The organism is Microbacterium sp. Leaf203 (assembly GCF_001421275.1).
In the GTDB taxonomy this organism is placed as follows: Bacteria; Actinomycetota; Actinomycetes; order Actinomycetales; family Microbacteriaceae; genus Microbacterium; species Microbacterium testaceum_A.
Genome location: NZ_LMKF01000001.1, coordinates 182514 through 201147, shown reverse-complemented (window position 1 = coordinate 201147; position 18634 = coordinate 182514). Strand labels below are relative to the sequence as shown.

Here is an 18634-nt window from a genome sequence, read left to right as displayed (position 1 = left end):
CGTCGTCGCTTCCAAGCCCGACGCGCTGCTGATCGCCCCCACCGACGTCTCGGCCATGCAGGCGCCGATCGCGGCTGCTGAGGCGGCCGGCATCAAGGTGGTGCTGGTCGACACGACGCTGGAAGACCCGTCGGGTGCGGTCTCGCAGATCTCGTCCGACAACGAAGGCGGCGGGGCTGCCGCGTTCAAGGCCATCCAGGACGCCAACCCCAACGGCGGCAAGGTTCTCGTGGTGTCGGTCGACCCCGGCATCTCGACCACCGACGCCCGCGCGAAGGGCTTCGAAGACGCCGTCGCCAAGGACAGCAAGTTCAGCTCCGTGGGCGTGCAGTACTCCCACAACGAGCCCTCCACCGCCGCCGAGATCGTCACCGCGGCCCTGCAGAAGGACCCCGACATCGTCGGCATCTTCGCCGCCAACCTGTTCGCCGCCGAAGGCTCGGCCACCGGCGTGCAGCAGGCGGGCAAGCAGGGCCAGGTCACCATCGTCGGCTTCGACGCCGGTCCCGCGCAGGTCAAGGCCCTGCAGGCGGGAACGGTGCAGGCCCTCGTTGCACAGGAGCCCGCCACCATCGGCCAGGACGGCGTCAAGCAGGCCATCGCCGCGCTGAAGGGCGAGAGCACCGAGGCCAAGATTCAGACCGGCTTCACGATCCTCACCAAGGACAACATCACCACCGACGGCAAGGACGCGGTCTACAAGTCGTCCTGCTGATTACCCCCCCTCTCGCGTGAGGGGTCAGAAACTGTCGCCGCAGGATGCTCCAGGCGACAGAAAACGACCCCTCACGCGGAGGGGTGACCCGACAAGAGAGAAACCGCCGTGCCGCTGGCCGACATGCCCGCCCTGCTCGCCGCGCACCGCGCGGTCGGGGCCTTCAACTTCATCACCCTCGAGGTCGCCGAAGCGATCGTGACCGGGGCCGAGGCCGCCGGCACCGGCGTGATCCTGCAGCTCTCGCAGAACGCGATCGCCTTCCACGGCGGTCTGGCGCCCGCCGCCTCCGCCGCCCTCCGCCTGGCCGAAGCGGCGCGGATCGACGTCGTCGTGCACCTCGACCACGCCACCGACGAGCCCCTCGTCGACGAGGCCGTGGCAGTCGGCATCCGTTCGGTGATGTTCGACGCCGCTCACCTGAGCGATGCCGAGAACCTCGAGCGCACCGCTGCCGTCGCCGAGCGGGTGCACGCCGCCGGAGGGTGGATCGAGGCCGAGCTCGGCGAGATCGGCGGCAAGGGCGCCCACGCACCCGGGGTGCGCACCGACGTCGCCGAGGCCGTGCGCTTCGTGCGCGAGACCGGCGTCGACGCCCTCGCCGTGGCCGTCGGCAGTGAGCACGCGATGCGCGAGCGCAGCGCCCGACTCGATGAGGCGCTCATCGCCGAGCTCGCCGCGGCGGTGCTCGTGCCCCTCGTGCTGCACGGCTCCAGCGGGGTCGCGGATGGGGGCATCGACGGCGCCGTGCGCGCGGGCATGCGCAAGATCAACATCGGCACGCACCTCAACGCCGTGCTGACGGGCGCCGTCCGCGTGGAGTTGGAGCGGGACCCGGATGCCATCGACCCTCGCCGCTGGCTCACCCCGGGCCGCGCGGCGGTCGCCGCCGAGGTCGAGCACCTCCTCGGTGTCATCGCGGGGCGCGGCGCATGAGCGGGTTCGTCACCCTGACCGCCGCCGGGGCGATCGACGCCACCTACCGCGTCGGTGCTCTGCGGCGCGGGGCGTTCGCTCGTGCCGAGAGCTACACGCGCGAGGTGAGCGGTAAGGGCGTCAACGTCTCTGCCGCCCTCGCCGCGGGCGGGGCGAGGACGGTCGCGGTCGTGGTGCTCGGGGCCGACGACGTGCGCTTCGCGCGATGCGGGCTCACCGCTCCGCTCCTGCGGATCGTCGAGGTGCCCGGGTCGACGCGCGTGAACACCTCGATCATCGACGCCGACGGCGCCACGACGAAGGTCAACGCCCCGACCCCGCCGCTGTCGTCCGACGCGTGGGATGCCACGGTCTCGGCCGTGCGCGACGAGCTCTCGGCCCGAACGGCCCCCTGGCTCGTGATCTCGGGGAGCCTGCCCGACCTCGCGGGCACCGGGTCTCTGATCGATCTCGCCGCCGTCCGCGCGGTCGCGCGGGAGCACGGCGCGCGAGTGGCCGTCGACACGAGCGGGGCGGCGCTCGACGCTCTGCTCGCCGAACCGGACGGAATCGATCTGCTCACCCCGAACGCCGAAGAACTGTCGGCAGCGGTGGGACGCCCGCTCGCCACGCTCGGCGAGGTCGTCGACGCCGCCCGCGAGATCGTCGCGCGGGGAGTGGGGACGGTGCTCGCGAGCCTCGGCGCCGACGGGCTCGTCGCCGTCACCGCCGATCGAGCGGTCTTCGCGCGCGCGGCCGCCCCCTACGTCGCGAACACCGCCGGCGCGGGTGACGCCGCCCTCGCGGGCTTCCTCCTCGGCCTCACCCGCGAAGCCGCGGCCACCGCCGCCGGTGCCGACCCCCTCGCCGTCGCCGCAGCGTCGGCGGCCGAGTGGGGAGCGCACGCCGTCGCGCACGCCTCCACTCTCGTCGCGGGACCTCCGCACGGCATCCGGGCCCTCGTCGACACCGCGCCGGATCTCGAGCGCGTGCTCACGCCGGAGGGCGAAACGTGACCTCCCGTCCGGCCCGATCGAAGGGCAGTGCATGACCGTGGCCCACATCAAGATCGCCCCGGAGATCGTCGCGGCCGTCGCCGACGTCTCGCGCATCCGCACCCGCGCGATCGACCGGGTCGCCTACGCCAACGACGCCTCGCACTACCTGCTGACGCCCGAGGCGGTGGTGGTCGCCTCGGATGCGGCCGAGGTCGGCGCGATCCTCCGCGCGGCCACCGCGTCGCGCACGCCCGTGACCTTCCGCTCGGGTGGCACGAGCCTGTCGGGCCAGTCGGCCGGGTCGGGCCTGCTGGTCGACGTGCGGCAGGGGTTCGGCCGCATCGACGTGCTCGACGGCGGCCGACGCGTGCGCTCGCAGCCCGGAGCCACCGTGCGTCAGGTCAACGCGCGACTCGCGCGGCACGGGCATCGCCTCGGCCCCGACCCCGCGAGCGAGGCCGCGTGCACCATCGGCGGGGTCGTCGCGAACAACTCCAGCGGCATGGCATGCGGAACGGCCGAGAACTCGTACCGCACCCTCGAATCGCTCGTGGTGGTGCTGGCATCCGGAACCGTCGTCGACACCGCGGACCCCGATGCCGATCGGCTGCTCGCCCAGCGCGAACCCGCCCTCGTCGACGAGCTGATGCGGCTGCGCTCCCGCGTGGTCGGCGACCCCGCGAGCGTCGCTCTCATCGAGCGGCAGTTCGCGATGAAGAACACCATGGGGTACGCCCTCAATGCCTTCGTCGACTTCGACACCCCCGCGGCCCTCCTCGCCCACCTGGTCGTCGACTCGGAGGGGACGCTCGCCTTCGTCGCCGAGGCGACCTTCCGCACCGTGCCGATCCGGCCCGCGATCGCGACGACCCTCGCGGTGTTCCCGACGCTCGACGCCGCCACCCGGTCGCTTCCGGCGCTGGTGGCGACGGGCGCGGCGACGCTGGAGCTGATGGATGCCACCTCGCTCCGCGTCGGACAGCGCCTGGAGGGCACTCCCGCCGCGATCCATGGCTTCGAGGCGACGACCCAGGCGGCTCTTCTCGTGGAGTATCACGCGGACGACTCCGAGGCCCTGCGCGCGCTCGCCGAGGCCGGCTCGCGCGTGCTGGGGGAGCAGGACCTGCGCGACCCCGCGCTGTTCTCGAGCGACGCCGCCGACCGCGCGGCCGCGTGGAAATTCCGCAAGGGCCTCTACGCCTCGGTGGCCGGCGCCCGACCGAGCGGCACCACGGCCCTGCTCGAGGACGTGGTCGTGCCCGTCGACCGCCTCGCCGACACCTGCGGGGGGCTCCAGGAGCTGTTCGCGCGCTACGGCTACGCCGACAGCGTGATCTTCGGTCACGCCAAGGACGGCAACATCCACTTCATGCTCACCGATCGGTTCGAGGGCGCGAAGGCCCTCGGGCGCTTCGAGGGCTTCACCGACGCGATGGTCGACCTCGTGCTCGACGCGGGCGGCAACCTCAAGGCCGAGCACGGCACGGGTCGCGCGATGGCGCCGTACGTGTGCCGCCAGTACGGCGACGAGCTGTACGACGTGATGGTTCGGCTCAAGCGCCTGCTCGACCCCAGCGGCATCCTGAACCCGGGTGTCATCATCGACGACGACCCGACCGCGCACATGCGGAACCTCAAGACGCCCGTGTCGATCGAGTCCGAGGCCGACCGGTGCGTCGAGTGCGGATACTGCGAGCCGGTGTGCCCGAGTCGCTCGCTCACGCTCACCCCGCGCCAGCGCATCGTCGTGCGGCGCGCCTCGACCGCCGCCCGCGAGCGCGGCGACGGGGCGCTCGTCGCGGAGCTCGAGAAGGACTACGACTACGACGGCGTGCAGACCTGCGCGGTCGACGGCATGTGCCAGACGGCGTGCCCCGTGCTCATCAACACGGGCTCGCTCATGAAGCGCTTCCGCCGTGAGGACGCGAACCCCGCGCTCGCCGCCGGCTGGTCGGCCGCGGCGACGGGGTGGGGCGCGGTGACGCGCGCCGGATCCGCGGCCCTCTCGGTCGCGTCGGTACTGCCGACGCCGGCGGTGCGGGCGGTGACGGATGCCGCGCGCGCGGTGCTCGGGACCGACACGGTGCCCCGCTACGCGGCCGAGCTGCCGGGCGGCGGAGCGTCGCGCAAGGCCCTGGGCCGGGTCGTCGGGGCCGCGGGCGTCGAGCCGAGCGCGGTGTTCCTGCCCGCGTGCGTGGGCAGCATGTTCGGACCGGCTTCCTCCGACGGCATCGGCGCGACCGGAGCGTTCGTGCGGCTGCTCGAGCGAGCGGGGGTCTCGGCGATCGTCCCCGAGGGGATCGATGCTCTCTGCTGCGGCACGCCCTGGTCGTCGAAGGGGTACGCGAAGGGGCACGCGACGATGTCGGCTCGCGTCCGCGCGGCGGTGTCCGCGGCGTCGCGCGGGGGAGAGCTCCCCGTCGTCTGCGATGCGTCCAGCTGCACCGAGGGCTTCTCGGCGACCCTGCGCGACGAGGGAGTGAGAGTGGTGGATGCCGTGGCCTTCGTGGCATCCGCTCTGCTTCCGCTCCTCTCGCCCACACCGGTGGCCGAGCTGCTGGCCCTGCACCCCACGTGCTCGTCGACGCAGTTGGGCATCGACCCGGCGCTGCGGGCCGTGGGCGAGGCCGTCGCCGCGGAGGTGCGCGTGCCCGACGCGTGGGGCTGCTGCGCCTACGCGGGGGACCGGGGCATGCTGCACCCCGAACTCACCGAGGCCGCGACCGCTCCCGAAGCGGCCGAGGTCGCCGGGCTCGGCGCCGACGCCTTCGCGTCGTGCAACCGCACGTGCGAGCTGGGCATGACGAAGGCGACGGGAGAGACCTACGTGCACGTGCTGGAGCTGCTGGAGCGCGCGACGCGGTAGCAGTGCAGCGGGTCCGAAGAATGGTCACCCCCTCTCCGTGTGAGAGGGGGTGACCACCTGAAGGGGTGTTGCGCCGGTCAGGCGGCCATCACGCCGTAGCGCTTGTGGCCCTTCACGTCGTAGCGGTCCAGCATCATGACCTTCGACCACACCTGGGCGAAGTCGCGGACGAACCTCTCCTGTCCGTCGGTGCCGGCGTAGGCATCGGCGATCGAGCGGAGCTGCGCGTTCGAGCCGAACACGAGGTCGTTCCTCGATGCCCGCCAGCGCGCCTCGCCGGTCGCCTGGACGCGGCCGGTGAAGGTCGACGCGGTGTCGTCGTCTTTCGTCCAGACCAGATCGGTGTCGGTCAGGTTGACGAAGAAGTCCGTCGTCAGGACGCCGACGCGTTCCGTGAAGACACCTGTATCGGACCCGTCCCAGTTCGCGCCGAGGACGCGCAGGCCCGCGGTGAGGACGGTCCACTCGGGCGCGGTGAGCGTGAAGAGGTTCGCCTTGTCGAGGAACGCCGCCTCGGGGGCGACTCCGGGCGCGAACTGGTCGAATCGCTCCGACACGTAGTTGCGGAAGCCATCCGCGACGGGCCGGAGCCACTCGAACATCTCGATGTCGGTGAGTTCCTGCGTCGTGTCGACGCGACCCGGGGTGAACGCGACGTCGACGTCGGAGCCCGCCGCCCGCGCCGCCCGCTCCACGGCGGCCGTGCCGGCGAGCACGATCAGGTCGGCGAGCGACACCTGCCGCCCGCCCGACGACGCGGCGAACTCCGCTTGCACGGAGCGCAGCGCGTCGATCACTGGGATGGTGCGGCGGTTGATCGCCCAGTCCTTCTGGGGCGACAACGCGAGACGGCCACCGTTCGCGCCGCCGCGCTTGTCGCTGTCGCGATAGGTGGACGCGGCGGAGTAGGCCGTGTAGACGAGGTCGGACACGGACAATCCCGTCGCGATGACGGCCTCTTTGAGGGTGGCCACATCCGCCTCGTCGAGGGCGGTTCCCTCCGCATCGGGCAGGGGGTCCTGCCAGAGCAGGTCGTCGGCGATGGTGACCTCGGGTCCGAGGTAGCGGTGCTTCGGACCCATGTCGCGATGCGTGAGCTTGTACCAGGCCTTCGAGAACGCCAGCGTGAAGAGGTCGAAGTCGGCCAGGAAGCGCTCGCACACGGCTCGGTACTCCGGGTCGACCTTCAGGGCGATGTCCGAGGTCATCATCATCAGCGGGTTCATCTGCCCGGGCACGTGCGCGTCGGGGGTTTTCGGCGCGTCCGGGTCGGTGGGAGTCCACTGCAGGGCGCCGGCCGGGCTCTTCGTCTGCTCCCAGTCGAACGCGAACAGGTTCTCGAGATAGGTGTTGTCCCACTGGATCGGGTTCGGGGTCCAGCTGCCCTCGATGCCGTTGGTCGAGGTGTTCTCGGCGTTGCCGCTGCCGACGGGGTTGTGCCATCCGAGCCCCATCGACTCGATCGGTGCCAACTCGGGCGAAGGGCCGATCTTCGAGGCGGGTACCTGGCCGTGGCTCTTGCCGAAGGCGTGGCCACCGGCGATCAGGGCGACGGTCTCCTCATCGTTCATCGCCATGCGGGTGAAGGTGATGCGGATGTCGCGCGCCGAGCCCATCGGGTCGCCGTTGGCGTACGGTCCCTCGGGATTGACGTAGATCAGGGCCTGGTGCGATGCAGCCAGGGGGCTCTGCAGGTCGTAGTCCGCGTCGCCGTTCTCGCCGTGCCAGCGTTCGTCACGACTGACCATCTCGTCGGGGCTCTGGACGTTGTGCGGGTTCCAGACCTCGGGGCCCCACCAGGTGCCGTCGTCGGGCTCCCACGCGTCGAGTCGTCCCCCGGCGAAGCCGTACGTCGGCAGTCCCATCAGCTCCAGCGAGCAGTTGCCGGTCAGCACCATCAGGTCGGCCCACGACAGCGCGTTGCCGTACTTGTGCTTGATCGGCTGCAGCAGGCGTCGGGACTTGTCGGTGTTGCCGTTGTCCCACCAGCTGCCGATCGGCGCGAATCGCTGCATCGCGGTTCCCGCTCCGCCGCGTCCGTCGGCGATGCGGTACGTGCCGGCGGCGTGCCACGCCATGCGGATCATCTGCGGGCCGTAGTTGCCGTAATCCGCCGGCCACCAGTCGACCGAGGTGGTGAGCAGTTCTTTGATGTCGGCCTTGAGCGCGTCGAGATCGATCGTCGCGAACGCCGCCGCGTAGTCGAAGTCGGCACCGAGCGGGTCGGCGGCGACGCCGTTGCGATGCAGCAGCTCGACCTTCAACCGCTGCGGGTACCACCCGTCGAGGCTCGGCGCCTGGCCGAAGGTGCCGCCGAGGTGGTCGCCGCCGGCCGGGAGATCACCGGCCATGTGGTAGCTGCAGGTATCGGTCTTGTCATCCGAGCTCATGGGCGCTCTTTTCGTTCTCGAGGGGGAGAGCACCTTCGTCGAGTTCGGGTGCGACACGAGGCGGCGGCCGCTCACTCTGTCCGATCAAGAGCCTGAAGATGCGCGATTGAGCCCAGAGTAAGCAGCGACCGGTTGGCGCGCTACGGGCGGGAGTGAACACCCAGCCGATGCGTCGATGGTCCTAAACTGTGCGGCTGGCGTCCCTTCGAGCCCGGATCGGGCCTCGTCGTGGCGGTCGCGTGATCAGGCCGGGAACAGCCGGAGCGTCCCGGATGCCGTGACCTCGAGCCGCACGGCATCCAGCCCGTCGACGACGAGGTCGGCGGTCAACTCCTCTTCGGCGGTCGTGCCGGTGAGGGCGATCACGGCGCAGCCGGCGGCGCGGGCGGCGGCGATGCCGGCGGGGGCGTCTTCGACGACGAGGCAGCGTGACGGATCGACGCCGAGACGTTCGGCCGCCAGCAGGAACGGCTCGGGGTCCGGCTTTCCGTTGACGACGTCGTCGACGGTGACGAACACCGCGGGTCGCTCGTAACCGGCGGCCGCCAGACGCGCGGTCGCGATCGGAACGGACCCCGACGTGACGATGGCCCGATGCTCCACCGGGACGGATGCGAAGAAGTCCGCGGCTCCGCGGATGGGGGACAGGCCCACGGCATCCGCCACCTCGAGAGCGGTGACGTGCGCGATGGCCTCGGCCCCGCGCTCGGCGGGCAGGAGCAGGCTGACGAGGGTGCGCGCGGGTTGCCCGTGGTTGGCGTGCAGGGCCTCCATCGACACGTCGAAGTGCTCCGCGAAGCGCCGCCACGACCGGACGACGGACGCGGTGGAGTCCACGAGCGTCCCGTCGAGGTCGAAGAGCACCGCGTCGAACTCGCGTCGGAAGATGTCGGCGTCCGCGTCGATCGCCCGGCGAATCCCCAGCGCGGGAAGAACCCGGGCGAGTTGTTGCGCGGTCGAGAGTTCGGCGTCGACGGCGATCACCGGGATCGCCGGCGCCGCGGGAGCGACGTCGGGGCGGTGCGCGTCGCGGGATGCTCCCCTCGCCGCGCGGCGGGATGCCAGGACGGCGGGGTCTCCGTCGACGTGCACGACGTGCGGCTCGGCGGGGGCGAGCGCGGCGACCAGCGCCTGCCACTCCTCGCCGCCGGAGAGCTCGGAGGTGAAGGGGGCGACGATCACCGCCCGGCCCGCTGTCGCGAGGGCATCTGCGGCGGTCGCGAGCAGGGCCGCGTAACGCCCGGCGCGGATCGCCGGGGCGTGGGGGGAGGTGAGCCAGTGGCCGCCGCCGAAAGCGTCCGCGGGCAGGGCGTCGAGCAGGGGAGTCGTGACGCTGTCGAGGTCGACGAGGGGCGCGCGAAGGGTCTCGGCGATCGCGCGGCCGAGCGTGCTCTTGCCGCTCCCGGCCGTTCCGGCGACGACGACGGCGAGCGGATCGGGTATTTGACACGACGACGGCATACCCCCACCATAGACGTAGCAAGTCACCGGTGTCATGCTTGAAATTCCGGGACTCGACGAAGTTCCGGAAAGGACGGTCGCTCATGCGAGACACCGGTGACATGGTTTCCAGACCCGTGCGCCTGCACGGCGGGCTCGACCTCGGCAGCACCGCGATCAAAATGCTCGTCATCGACGACGAGGGCGCCGAGATCGCCGGTGCGCAGGTGCCGACGCCCTGGCGCGTCGGCGAGGGCGGAACGACCGACATTGACGCCGACGATCTGCTGCGCGCCATCCGCTCGCTCATCGAACTCATCGACGAGCAGCTGATGCCGATCACCGCCGCTTCGCTGACCTCTCTCGCCGTGGCCGGCATGGGAGAGACCGGAATCCTCGTCGATGCCGAGGGGACCGCTGCCGCGCCCGGCTTCGCGTGGTTCGACCCGCGCGGGCTCGAGCAGATCGCCGCCTTCCCGAGCGTGGTGCGCGAGGAGTTCGCCGGCCGCACGGGTCTCCCGCTCGGCGCGCAGGTGAGCGTCGCGAAGCTCGCGTGGTTGCGCGACCAGGGCACCTCGCTCGCGGGCCTGCGCTGGCTCGACATGCCCGAGTTCGTGGTCGCCTCGCTCGGTGGCGACATCGCCCTCGAGCTCTCGCTCGCGTCGCGCACCGGCCTCATCGACCAGGACTCCGGTGCCGCCTGGCCCGCGATGCTCGACGCTCTCGGCGTCGACGCCGACCTGCTTCCGCCGCTGCGGGGAGGGGGACTGCCCTGGGGGACGGCATCCGGGGCCTTCGGCTCTCGCGTCGCGGGCGCCGCACTCACCGTCGCCGGTCACGACCACCTCGTCGCCGCCCAAGCGAACGGGACCCTGGACGCGGACGGATACCACGTGTCGCTCGGCACCGCCGAGGTGCTGCTGCGCGTGCTCGATGAGCCGCTCGGCTTCGCGGCTCGACAGCGGTTGGCTGACGCGCTCATCAACGAGGTGCGCCACGTCGTGCCCGGCAAGCACGTGCTGGTCGCCGGGGTGAAGACCGGGCTGCTGCTGCGTCGCGCTCTTCACGCCGCCGGCATCAGCGATCGCGCCGGGCGGGACGCCCTCGACGAAGCGGTCATGGCCCTCCCCGTCGAGGGTGAGTTGCCCGCCGGGGCCATCGAGGTCACCGGCGCACGCAACGACGACGGCGTGCTGCGCCTCACCCTGCACACCGAGGCGTCGCCCGCCGAGATCTTCGGCGCCGTGCTGCGGCACAGCAACGACGAGGTCGCCGCCCTCATCGCGGCGATGGACCGCGAGGTCCCCCCGGCCACCCGCTCCACCCTCACCGGCGGCTGGGCGGGCATGGCGAGCGTCCGCCGCGCCCGCGCCGAAGTGCTCCCCGAGCCGTCCCTGTCCACCCGCGAGCAGGACGTCGCGTGGGGAGCCGCCGACATGGCGCGGCGCCTCGTCTCGGCATCCGTCCCGTCCTGAAGATCCCCGCGCCGACCGCGTGCCAACAGATCACCCGCGCCGACCGGCGCGAGAAGACCCCAGAGAAGAGAGATCATGAACGCACTCACCACGATCGAGCGCCGCGCGCTCCAGTCGATCAGCACCCCCGACGGCCACATGCTCATCGTCGCCGCCGACCAGCGCAACGGCATGAAGGCCGCCATCAAGGACGCCCCGAACGGCTCTGACGCGATCTCGCGCGACGAGCTCGCCCAGGTGAAGGCCGACCTCGTGCGCCACCTCGCCAACCACGCGCCGGCGATCCTGCTCGACCCGGAGGTCGCGCTGCCGCAGATCGTCGACGACGGTGTGCTCGCTCGTGACACCGCCCTCGTCGTCGGCCTCGATGCCTCGGGTGCCGAGACCGTCGACGGCCTCAAGTACACGCGTTTCGTTCCCGGAGCCACCCCGCACTCGATCCGCGAGCAGGGTGCCGACGTCGCCAAGATGCTCTGGTACACCCGCCCCGACAAGCAGGATGCCGACTCCCGCGTCGCCCACGAGATCCGCGACCTCGTGCAGGCGTGCGAGGCCGAGGGGCTGCTGCTGATCGTCGAGCTGCTGACCTACCAGCTCGACGACGAGAGCGACGAGGAGTACACGGCGAAGTTCGCCGACCTCGTCGTCGACGGAGCCGCCCTCGCCGTCGCCTGCGGCGCCAAGATCCTGAAGCTGCAGTACCCCGGCTCCGCCGAGGCGAGCGCCCGGGTGACCGAGGCCGCCCAGGGCGTGCCGTGGGCCGTGCTGTCGGCCGGTGTCGACCACGAGACCTTCATCGAGCAGGTGCGCACCGCCGTCGCGAACGGTGCGTCCGGTGCGATGGCTGGCCGGTCGCTGTGGAAGGACAGCCTCTCGATCGACGCCGACCGCCGCGAGGAGCTGCTCTCGGGCCGCGCCCTGCCGCGCCTGCGCGAGCTCGCCGACGCCGTCGACGGTCACTGAGATGACCACGCCCGCCCGGGTCGGGGCGCGCTCACCGCGGGTGCTCGCGGGGGAGCGTCGCTGCGGCCCCGGGCGGGCGGGTCCGACCCGTCGCCGGATAGGGTGGCCTGTCGGAGCAGCCCCCCGCCCGATCCCCTACCTCGGAGGTGCCTCGTGACCACCATGCGCGATGTCGCCCTGCGCGCCGGGGTGAGCACCAAGACCGTGTCGCGCGTCTTCAACGACGACCCGCACGTGCTGCCCGACACCCGCGCCCTCGTCGAGGCCGCGATGCGCGAACTCAACTACGTGCCCAACGCCCTGGCGACGACCTTCCGCGCCGGTCGCGCCTCGGTCATCGGGGTCGCCGTTCCCGACGTCGTCGACCCGTTCTTCGCCGCGATCGCACGGTCGGTCGAAGACGCCGCCCGACGGCGCGGGCTCTCCACCCTCGTCACCAGCCTCGGCGAGGATCCGGCCGACGAACGTCCCGCTCTGGAGTCTCTCCTGGGGCGTCAACTCACCGGCCTGGTGATCGCCCCCGTCGGGACCGACCACTCGTGGCTCGAGCGCTGGCGCGGCCACACCCCGATCGTCTTCGTGGACCGCGCCCCGGTGGGTCTGCTCACCGACACGTTCACCGAGAACGACGAAGCGGGCGCCCATCTCGCGACCGCCCATCTTCTCTCGCACGGTCACCGTCGCATCGCCTACGTGGGCGACATGGTGCACCTGTCGACCGAGACGAAGCGCGTCGAGGGCTGGCGACGAGCGCTCCGCGAAGCCGGGGTCGACGTCGACGAACAGCTGATCGCCTCGCAGGTGTCGGACCGCGAGTCCGCGGCATCCGCCCTCGAACGCCTGCGCGCGCTCGCCGACCCGCCCACCGCCGTCTTCTCGGCCAACGCACGCTCGTCGATGGCTCTCGCCCACGTGCTGCGCGGGCAGTCGCTGCCGTTCGTCGGATTCGGCGACTTCCCGATGGCCGACACCCTGACCCCCTCGGTCACGGTCGTCGACCAGGATCCGCGCCGCATCGGAACGCTCGCGGCTGAGCGCGTCTTCGCGCGCCTGCAGCCCGACGCCGGTCTCGGCCTCGACGAGCTGACGGTCATCGACGTGTCGCTGGTCGAGCGGGAGTCCTGCGGCCTCTGATCGGCGCTTCGGGGTCCGGGAGGCCCGCGTGATCGATCCGCCGAAGCGACGGGCACGGCACCCCCCAATGGTGCCGTGCCCGTCGCCACGGACCGGGAAGCCCCTCCCGGTCGCTCGCGCGCGGGGTTTCCCCCACGGACGCCCGCGCGCGGTCGTCATCCATACAAGCACAGCGTCTCGTAAATAGCATCCGCTCTCGGTTCGTAAATACGATCATCCCTGCGTCGTCGTGGGCGTCTACGATCGGAATGTGGGTCGCGGCGCTGTCGGACCGCCCTCGCGGTACTCCCGCCGAGTGGTGGCGAATGTGGACCGCCTGCGTCGGGCGAAAGGCCTGACGGTGGGCGAGCTGCTCAGCCGCGCCGGAATGACGAAGAGCTATTACCAGTCGCGCGCGGGCTTTTCTCTGCCGTACAACACGAACGACATCGAGGCGCTCGCCGCCGCCCTCGGAGTGGCCCCCGAAGAAGTCGCGAACCCCGACTCCGCGCCCCGGGTCGAGATGCGCGTCCCCGCGGCCCCCCTCGCCGCTCGCGTCCGTCGACTCGTCCAAAGCCAGGGGGCGACGGAGAACGACCTCGTCGATCACCTCGATGAGATCGACCCCGCCGCCGCCGAGAGCGCGCGTGCCCTCCTCGCCGCCGCGACCAACACCGTCGTGCTCGACGAAGAGGTCCTGCGCCTGATCACGCACTGGGCCGACGTGCCGACCGAGTACCTCACCGACTACACCGACGACGCGGTGACCGACCGGACCGACGCCGAGCTCGAACTGCGCGACGCGATGCGCGAGGCGGGAGCGAGCACCATCCAATTCCGCGCCCTCGGCGAGATGTCGCCCGACGCCCTCCGCGCCATCGCGCACTCCCTGCGAAGCAGGCCGCCCGCGACATGATCAGCCCTGAGGGGGGACGGTGGTGACGGAAGCGGACGAGATGCTCGCCCGTGTGCAGGCGCGCGCCGACCGCGCGATCCAGCGCGCCGGCCTCGCCGCCGGCATGACCTTCGACCAGGTCGTCCACGCGGTCGAGCAGGCGCTCGAGATCCGCTTGCGCATCGTCCCCGAGACCGACACGGCGGGGTGGGGCACGTTGACCGGTTTCCTCACCTATTTCGCCGATCGACGCGAGGGCAGCATCCACGTCCGAGCCTCGGATGCCGCGATCTACAGCCAGTTCGCCGCCTCCCACGAACTGGGGCACCTCCTCGACGACGCCCACTGCTCCGGCGCTCTGCACGAGCGTTCCTCGGTCTCACCCCATGACAACCCCCTGTTGACCACGCCGGAGTACGAGGCGGAACTCGTTGCCGAGCACATCGCGCACCGGATCGCGCGCCTGCTGTACACCTCGCCGAGGGTGGCCGAGTCGTCGTGGTGACCGTCCTTCTGATCGACGCGGCACTGGCGGGGCTGCTTCTCGTCGTCGTGCTCCGGGCCCGCGTCGCCTGGCGCCAGCCGCGGGCGCGCATCGCGTGGCTCGCCGCTCTCATCGGCTGCATCGCCCTGCTCACGCAGGGCACCGTCATCCCCCTCGAGATCCTCGACGGGTTCCTCGGCGGAACGAACGTCCTCAAGCTCGCGCAGAACGTGCTCACCATGGTGGCGCTGTGGCTCGGCATCCAGGCGGGTACCGCTCCGGTGAGCGCGCGTATCCGCACCCTGCGGTGGTGGTTCCCCGGCCTGCTCGACGCGCTGTTCGCGGTGGTCTTCTTCGTCGCCCTCCCCGAGCGGGGGACGTCGTCGTTCCGGTTCCTCGAGGATGCGGCGATGACCTCGACCGGCGCATGGGCGTACGGCGTGCTGCACATGGCGGGTATCGCGCTCGTCGGCCTGCTGCTGTTCCGCTCGGCGCGCGGATCGCTGCCGAAAACGCGCGTCTTCTTCCGCGTCGGGGCGGCGGGGATCGTTCTCGGGTGCCTCAGTGAGATCCTCGACCTGACGCTGTCGCGGTTCTTCGAGCCGGACGCGCTGGTCAGTGCGCTGTTCGATCCGCTCTTCTACCTCGGGGTCGTCTCGTTCGTGATCGGGATCTTCGTGGCATCCCGCACGACGACGCGCATCCGCCGCCGCGGCGATGAGCTACTGGCGCGGCTCGAGCCGGTCGCCCGGGAGCGCGGAGTGGACTCGTTCCCCGGGCTCCCGGCCGATGCCGTCGCCGACACGCGCCTTCACGCCCTGCGGGTCGCGGTCGAAGACGACGCGATCGCCACCTCGACGCCGCTCAGCCCTCCTCAGCGCGCTCTGCTCGACGACATCGACGCCCACCTGACCCGACGAACCACGGGAGTCCACCCATGATCCGATCCCTCGCCGTCGGCACCGGAGTCGCCGCCGCGACTCTCGCCCTCGCTCACACGGCCGTCGCCGGCTACGTCGCCCGCCGTCTCATCGCGCCGCGCGCTCCGAAGGTGTACGCCCCGATCACTGTCGCGGGCGACACCGTCTCGGTGCCGGCCACGCTCGAGAGCCGCGAGCCGGGCACGTACGGACTGTGGCTCGACGACGGTCGGCACCTGGTCGTCGGCGAGCCGCTGCGCATCGGGAAGGACCGGGTCGTGCGCGCGCTGGCGGCGCGACCGGAGGGCCTCGAAGACGGGGATGCCGTGGCCACCTGGACCTCGCAGAGCATCGGTGCCCCCGAGGAGGTCGGGCCCACTCGACACGTCTCGGTGCCGCTTCGACGCGGCGGAGTCGCGGAGGCCTGGGAGATCGGCGACCGCGACACCGCGGACGGACGGTGGACGATCCACGTCCACGGCCTGCGCTCCAGCCGCAACGGCGCCCTGCGCTCCACCCCGGCCGCCGCCGACGCGGGGTGGATGTCGCTCGTCGTCTCGTACGCGGGCGACGAGGAGTGCGCCCCCGCCGATTCCCTCCCCTCGACGCTCGGGACCCGCGAGTGGAGAGACGTCGACGACGCGATCTCGTACGCCGTCGACCAGGGGGCGCGCGAGATCGTGCTCGTCGCTTGGTCGATGGGGGGAACGATCGCGATGCTCGCCCTCGAGCAGTCGGCGCACCGCGACCGGGTCACGGCCCTCGTGCTCGTCGCGCCGGCTCTTGACTGGACGCGCGTGGTCGAGAACGCCGTCGCGGGCGCCCACCTTCCGCGCTCGGTGGCGGGGGCATCGATGCGCATCCTGGGCAGCGCCCTCGGCGCGCGAGCACTCGGACTCATCGAGGGCGTGGACGCCCCGGCGCTCAACTGGGTCGACGGTCCCCGGCCCGCGCCTCGCGTCCCCACCCTGATCGTGCACAGCCTGCGCGACCCCGTGGTGCCGGTGAGCGGGTCGCTCGCGTATGTGAAACGGCATCCCGAGGCCGAGCTCGTCGCGTTCGACGCGACCGGTCACTGCAACGAGGCGAACCAGGACCCGACGCGGTTCCACGACGCCATCGGGGGATTCCTGCGTAACCGGCCGCGCACCTGACCCGCCCGGGCCGTCAGTCGGCGAGGGCGGCGATCGCTCCGCGCGCCCCGCGCTCGGCCAGCGACGCCCGCGCCGCGAGATAGGCCTCGCGCAGGCGCGGGTTCTGCCCGAGGTCGCCGAAGACGGGTGCGTAGTCGAGGAGCGACGCAGGGTCGTCGGCGACGATCGCCCGCAGTTCGTCGAGACGGCTGTCGACCGCGGGCGTCTCTTCGCCCGACTCGGTGCGCCCCTCGAGGAAGACGCTCCACCCCGCGAGCACGAGCGCGGCGTGGTCGATGCGGCCGCCCGAGGCGAGCTGCTCACGCACGACCGGCAGCAGGAACTTCGGCAGGCGGTCCGAGCCGTCGACGACCTGGCGCGCAAGGGTGTCGCGGATCGCCTCACTGCCGAAACGGGCGATGAGCTGGTCGCAGTAGGCGTCGAGGTCGATCCCCGGGACCGCGCGGAGCGTCGGGATCGCCTCCTCGTGCATGTATCCCTGCAGGAAGTCGACGAACAGCGGGTCGGTGCACACCTCCTGCACGTAGTGCGCGCCCGAGAGGATGCCGAGGTAGCTCATGGCCTGGTGCGAGGCGTTGAGCAGGCGCAGCTTCATCAGCTCGTAGGGCTCGACGTCGTCGACCAGCTGAACGCCGACCTCGTCGAACGGCGGGCGCCCGGCCGGGAAGGCGTCTTCGAGCACCCACTGCTCGAACGACTCGCTGCGCACCGGCCAGCGGTCGCGGATGCCGAACTCCGAGGCGATCGCGTCGCGCGTCTCGTCGGTGGTCACGGGCGTGATGCGGTCGACCATCGAGTTCGGGAACGACACGTTCTCGGCGATCCAGCTCGACAGCTCGGCGTCGCGCCGCTCGGCGAACCCGAGCAGGGCGGCACGGGCGACGTGTCCGTTGCCCTGGATGTTGTCGCACGACATGACGGTGAAGGCCGGGGTGCCGGCATCCCGGCGTCGTCGAAGAGCTTCGGTGAGCAGGCCCATGACGCTGCGCGGCGGGGTCGCGCCGTCGAGGTCGGCGAGCGTCGCCGCGTCGCGCGGGGCGTAGGCGCCGGTGGCGTCGTCGATGCCGTACCCGCCCTCGGTGATGGTGAGCGAGACGATCGCGGTGTCGGGGGCGGCGAGCTTCGCGACCACGGCCTCGGGGTCATGGGGCACGAAGAGGTACTCGACGATCGAGCCGACGACGCGGGCGGTGGAGGTCCCGTCGGGCGCGGTCGTGACGAGCGTGTAGAGGTCGTCTTGAGCGGCGAGGGCGTCGCGCATGGCCGCGTCGAACGACAGGACCCCGACTCCGCACAGGCCCCACTCGGTGTGGCCGGCTTCGAGCAGGCGGTCGAGGTACATGGCCTCGTGCGCCCGGTGGAAGCCGCCCACACCGAAGTGCACGATGCGCGCGCGCACGGCCGACCTGTCGTACGTCGGAACGGAGACGTTCGCCGCGAGGGAGGGGAGGGCGGCGGCGGTGAGGTCGGTCATGCGGGGCTCCGTGGTTCGTGGAGGGAGGGGCGGGTTGGCGAGAGGGGCGGATGCCGGGACCCGGGCAGTCGCTCCGAGTCCCGGCATCCGGGATTCATCTCGCGTGAGGGGTCTCTCGGTGTCGCTTCGGAGCGGCCCAGGCGACCTTTTGTGACCCCTCACGCGAGAGGGGGGGGGTAGTCAGCAGGACGACTTGTAGACCGCGTCCTTGCCGTCGGTGGTGATGTTGTCCTTCGTCAGGATCGTGAAGCCGGTCTGGATCTTGGCCTCGGTGCTCTCGCCCTTCAGCGCGGCGATGGCCTGCTTGACGCCGTCCTGGCCGATGGTGGCGGGCTCCTGCGCGACGAGGGCCTGCACGGTGCCGGCCTCGAGGGCCTTGACCTGCGCGGGACCGGCGTCGAAGCCGACGATGGTGACCTGACCCTGCTTGCCCGCCTGCTGCACGCCGGTGGCAGAACCCTCGGCGGCGAACAGGTTGGCGGCGAAGATGCCGACGATGTCGGGGTCCTTCTGCAGGGCCGCGGTGACGATTTCAGCGGCGGTGGAGGGCTCGTTGTGGGAGTACTGCACACCCACGGAGCTGAACTTGCTGTCCTTGGCGACAGCGTCTTCGAAGCCCTGGGCGCGTGCGTCGGTCGTCGACACACCCGGGTCGGTCGAGACGACGAGCACCTTGCCGCCGTTGGGGTTCGCCTTCTGAATCGCCTCGAAGGCTGCGGCGCCACCGCCGTTGTTGTCGGACGAGATCTGCGAGACCGCGCCGGAGGGGTCTTCCAGCGTCGTGTCGACCAGCACCACCTTGATGCCGGCGGCCTCAGCGGCCGCGATCGGT

General features: G+C 71.6%; 15 protein-coding genes. 11 read left to right on the top strand and 4 right to left on the bottom strand.

Annotation, left to right across the window (positions count from 1 at the left end):
* The 4 genes from ASE56_RS00990 to ASE56_RS00975 all read left to right on the top strand — a co-directional run.
* Nucleotides 1-715: substrate-binding domain-containing protein (locus tag ASE56_RS00990; RefSeq protein WP_056224160.1), on the top strand; the 715-nt coding region annotated here is incomplete at its 5' end.
* A 108-nt stretch (nucleotides 716-823) separates the two neighbouring features.
* Nucleotides 824-1651 carry a class II fructose-bisphosphate aldolase gene (locus tag ASE56_RS00985; RefSeq protein WP_235556885.1) on the top strand — a complete coding sequence of 276 codons (828 nt, stop codon included), beginning with the start codon at nucleotides 824-826 and terminating at the stop codon, nucleotides 1649-1651.
* Entirely contained in the window at nucleotides 1648-2646 is a 999-nt protein-coding gene (locus ASE56_RS00980) for a 1-phosphofructokinase family hexose kinase (protein WP_056224158.1), read from the top strand. Before ASE56_RS00985 ends, ASE56_RS00980 begins: the two co-directional genes overlap by 4 nt.
* A gap of 31 nt (nucleotides 2647-2677) precedes the next feature.
* Nucleotides 2678-5494 (top strand): FAD-binding and (Fe-S)-binding domain-containing protein, encoded by a 2817-nt coding sequence (locus tag ASE56_RS00975; protein ID WP_056224156.1) that lies wholly within the window; start codon nucleotides 2678-2680, stop codon nucleotides 5492-5494.
* A 77-nt stretch (nucleotides 5495-5571) separates the two neighbouring features.
* Here ASE56_RS00975 and katG read toward each other — a convergent pair whose 3' ends face one another.
* Nucleotides 5572-7884: a catalase/peroxidase HPI gene (gene katG, locus ASE56_RS00970; RefSeq protein ID WP_056224154.1), complete on the bottom strand. Its 2313-nt coding sequence runs from the start codon at nucleotides 7882-7884 to the stop codon at nucleotides 5572-5574.
* Between the two features lie 243 nt (nucleotides 7885-8127).
* A complete protein-coding gene (locus ASE56_RS16370) occupies nucleotides 8128-9372 on the bottom strand; it encodes an HAD-IA family hydrolase (protein WP_162234472.1) in 1245 nt (414 codons plus the stop codon).
* Nucleotides 9373-9446: 74 nt separating this feature from the next.
* On the opposite strand from ASE56_RS16370, the gene ASE56_RS00960 reads away from it, so the two are divergent.
* The 7 genes from ASE56_RS00960 (at nucleotide 9447) to ASE56_RS00930 (ending at nucleotide 16328) form a co-directional block, all read left to right on the top strand.
* Nucleotides 9447-10799, top strand: coding sequence for an L-fuculokinase (locus tag ASE56_RS00960; RefSeq protein WP_056224241.1), 1353 nt, complete (start codon nucleotides 9447-9449; stop codon nucleotides 10797-10799).
* Nucleotides 10800-10874: 75 nt separating this feature from the next.
* Nucleotides 10875-11762: a tagatose-bisphosphate aldolase gene (locus ASE56_RS00955; RefSeq protein ID WP_056224152.1), complete on the top strand. Its 888-nt coding sequence runs from the start codon at nucleotides 10875-10877 to the stop codon at nucleotides 11760-11762.
* Nucleotides 11763-11924: 162 nt separating this feature from the next.
* Complete coding sequence (locus tag ASE56_RS00950; protein WP_082450268.1) at nucleotides 11925-12896, top strand: LacI family DNA-binding transcriptional regulator; 972 nt, start codon at nucleotides 11925-11927, stop codon at nucleotides 12894-12896.
* A 250-nt stretch (nucleotides 12897-13146) separates the two neighbouring features.
* Nucleotides 13147-13791, top strand: a complete 645-nt coding sequence (locus ASE56_RS00945; RefSeq protein WP_156371552.1) for a helix-turn-helix transcriptional regulator — start codon at nucleotides 13147-13149, stop codon at nucleotides 13789-13791.
* A gap of 19 nt (nucleotides 13792-13810) precedes the next feature.
* Complete coding sequence (locus tag ASE56_RS00940) at nucleotides 13811-14275, top strand: hypothetical protein (RefSeq protein WP_056224146.1); 465 nt, start codon at nucleotides 13811-13813, stop codon at nucleotides 14273-14275.
* Complete coding sequence (locus ASE56_RS00935) at nucleotides 14272-15195, top strand: hypothetical protein (RefSeq protein WP_162234471.1); 924 nt, start codon at nucleotides 14272-14274, stop codon at nucleotides 15193-15195. The genes ASE56_RS00940 and ASE56_RS00935 overlap by 4 nt, the downstream gene beginning before the upstream one ends.
* Nucleotides 15192-16328, top strand: a complete 1137-nt coding sequence (locus ASE56_RS00930; protein WP_056224141.1) for a S9 family peptidase — start codon at nucleotides 15192-15194, stop codon at nucleotides 16326-16328. Before ASE56_RS00935 ends, ASE56_RS00930 begins: the two co-directional genes overlap by 4 nt.
* 13 nt (nucleotides 16329-16341) lie before the next feature.
* Here the strand turns inward: ASE56_RS00930 and ASE56_RS00925 are convergent, their stop codons facing one another.
* Together ASE56_RS00925 and ASE56_RS00920 are read right to left on the bottom strand one after the other, a co-directional pair.
* Nucleotides 16342-17802, bottom strand: coding sequence for a mannitol dehydrogenase family protein (locus tag ASE56_RS00925; protein WP_056224139.1), 1461 nt, complete (start codon nucleotides 17800-17802; stop codon nucleotides 16342-16344).
* A 180-nt stretch (nucleotides 17803-17982) separates the two neighbouring features.
* Nucleotides 17983-18634: substrate-binding domain-containing protein (locus tag ASE56_RS00920; RefSeq protein ID WP_156371560.1), on the bottom strand; the 652-nt coding region annotated here is incomplete at its 5' end.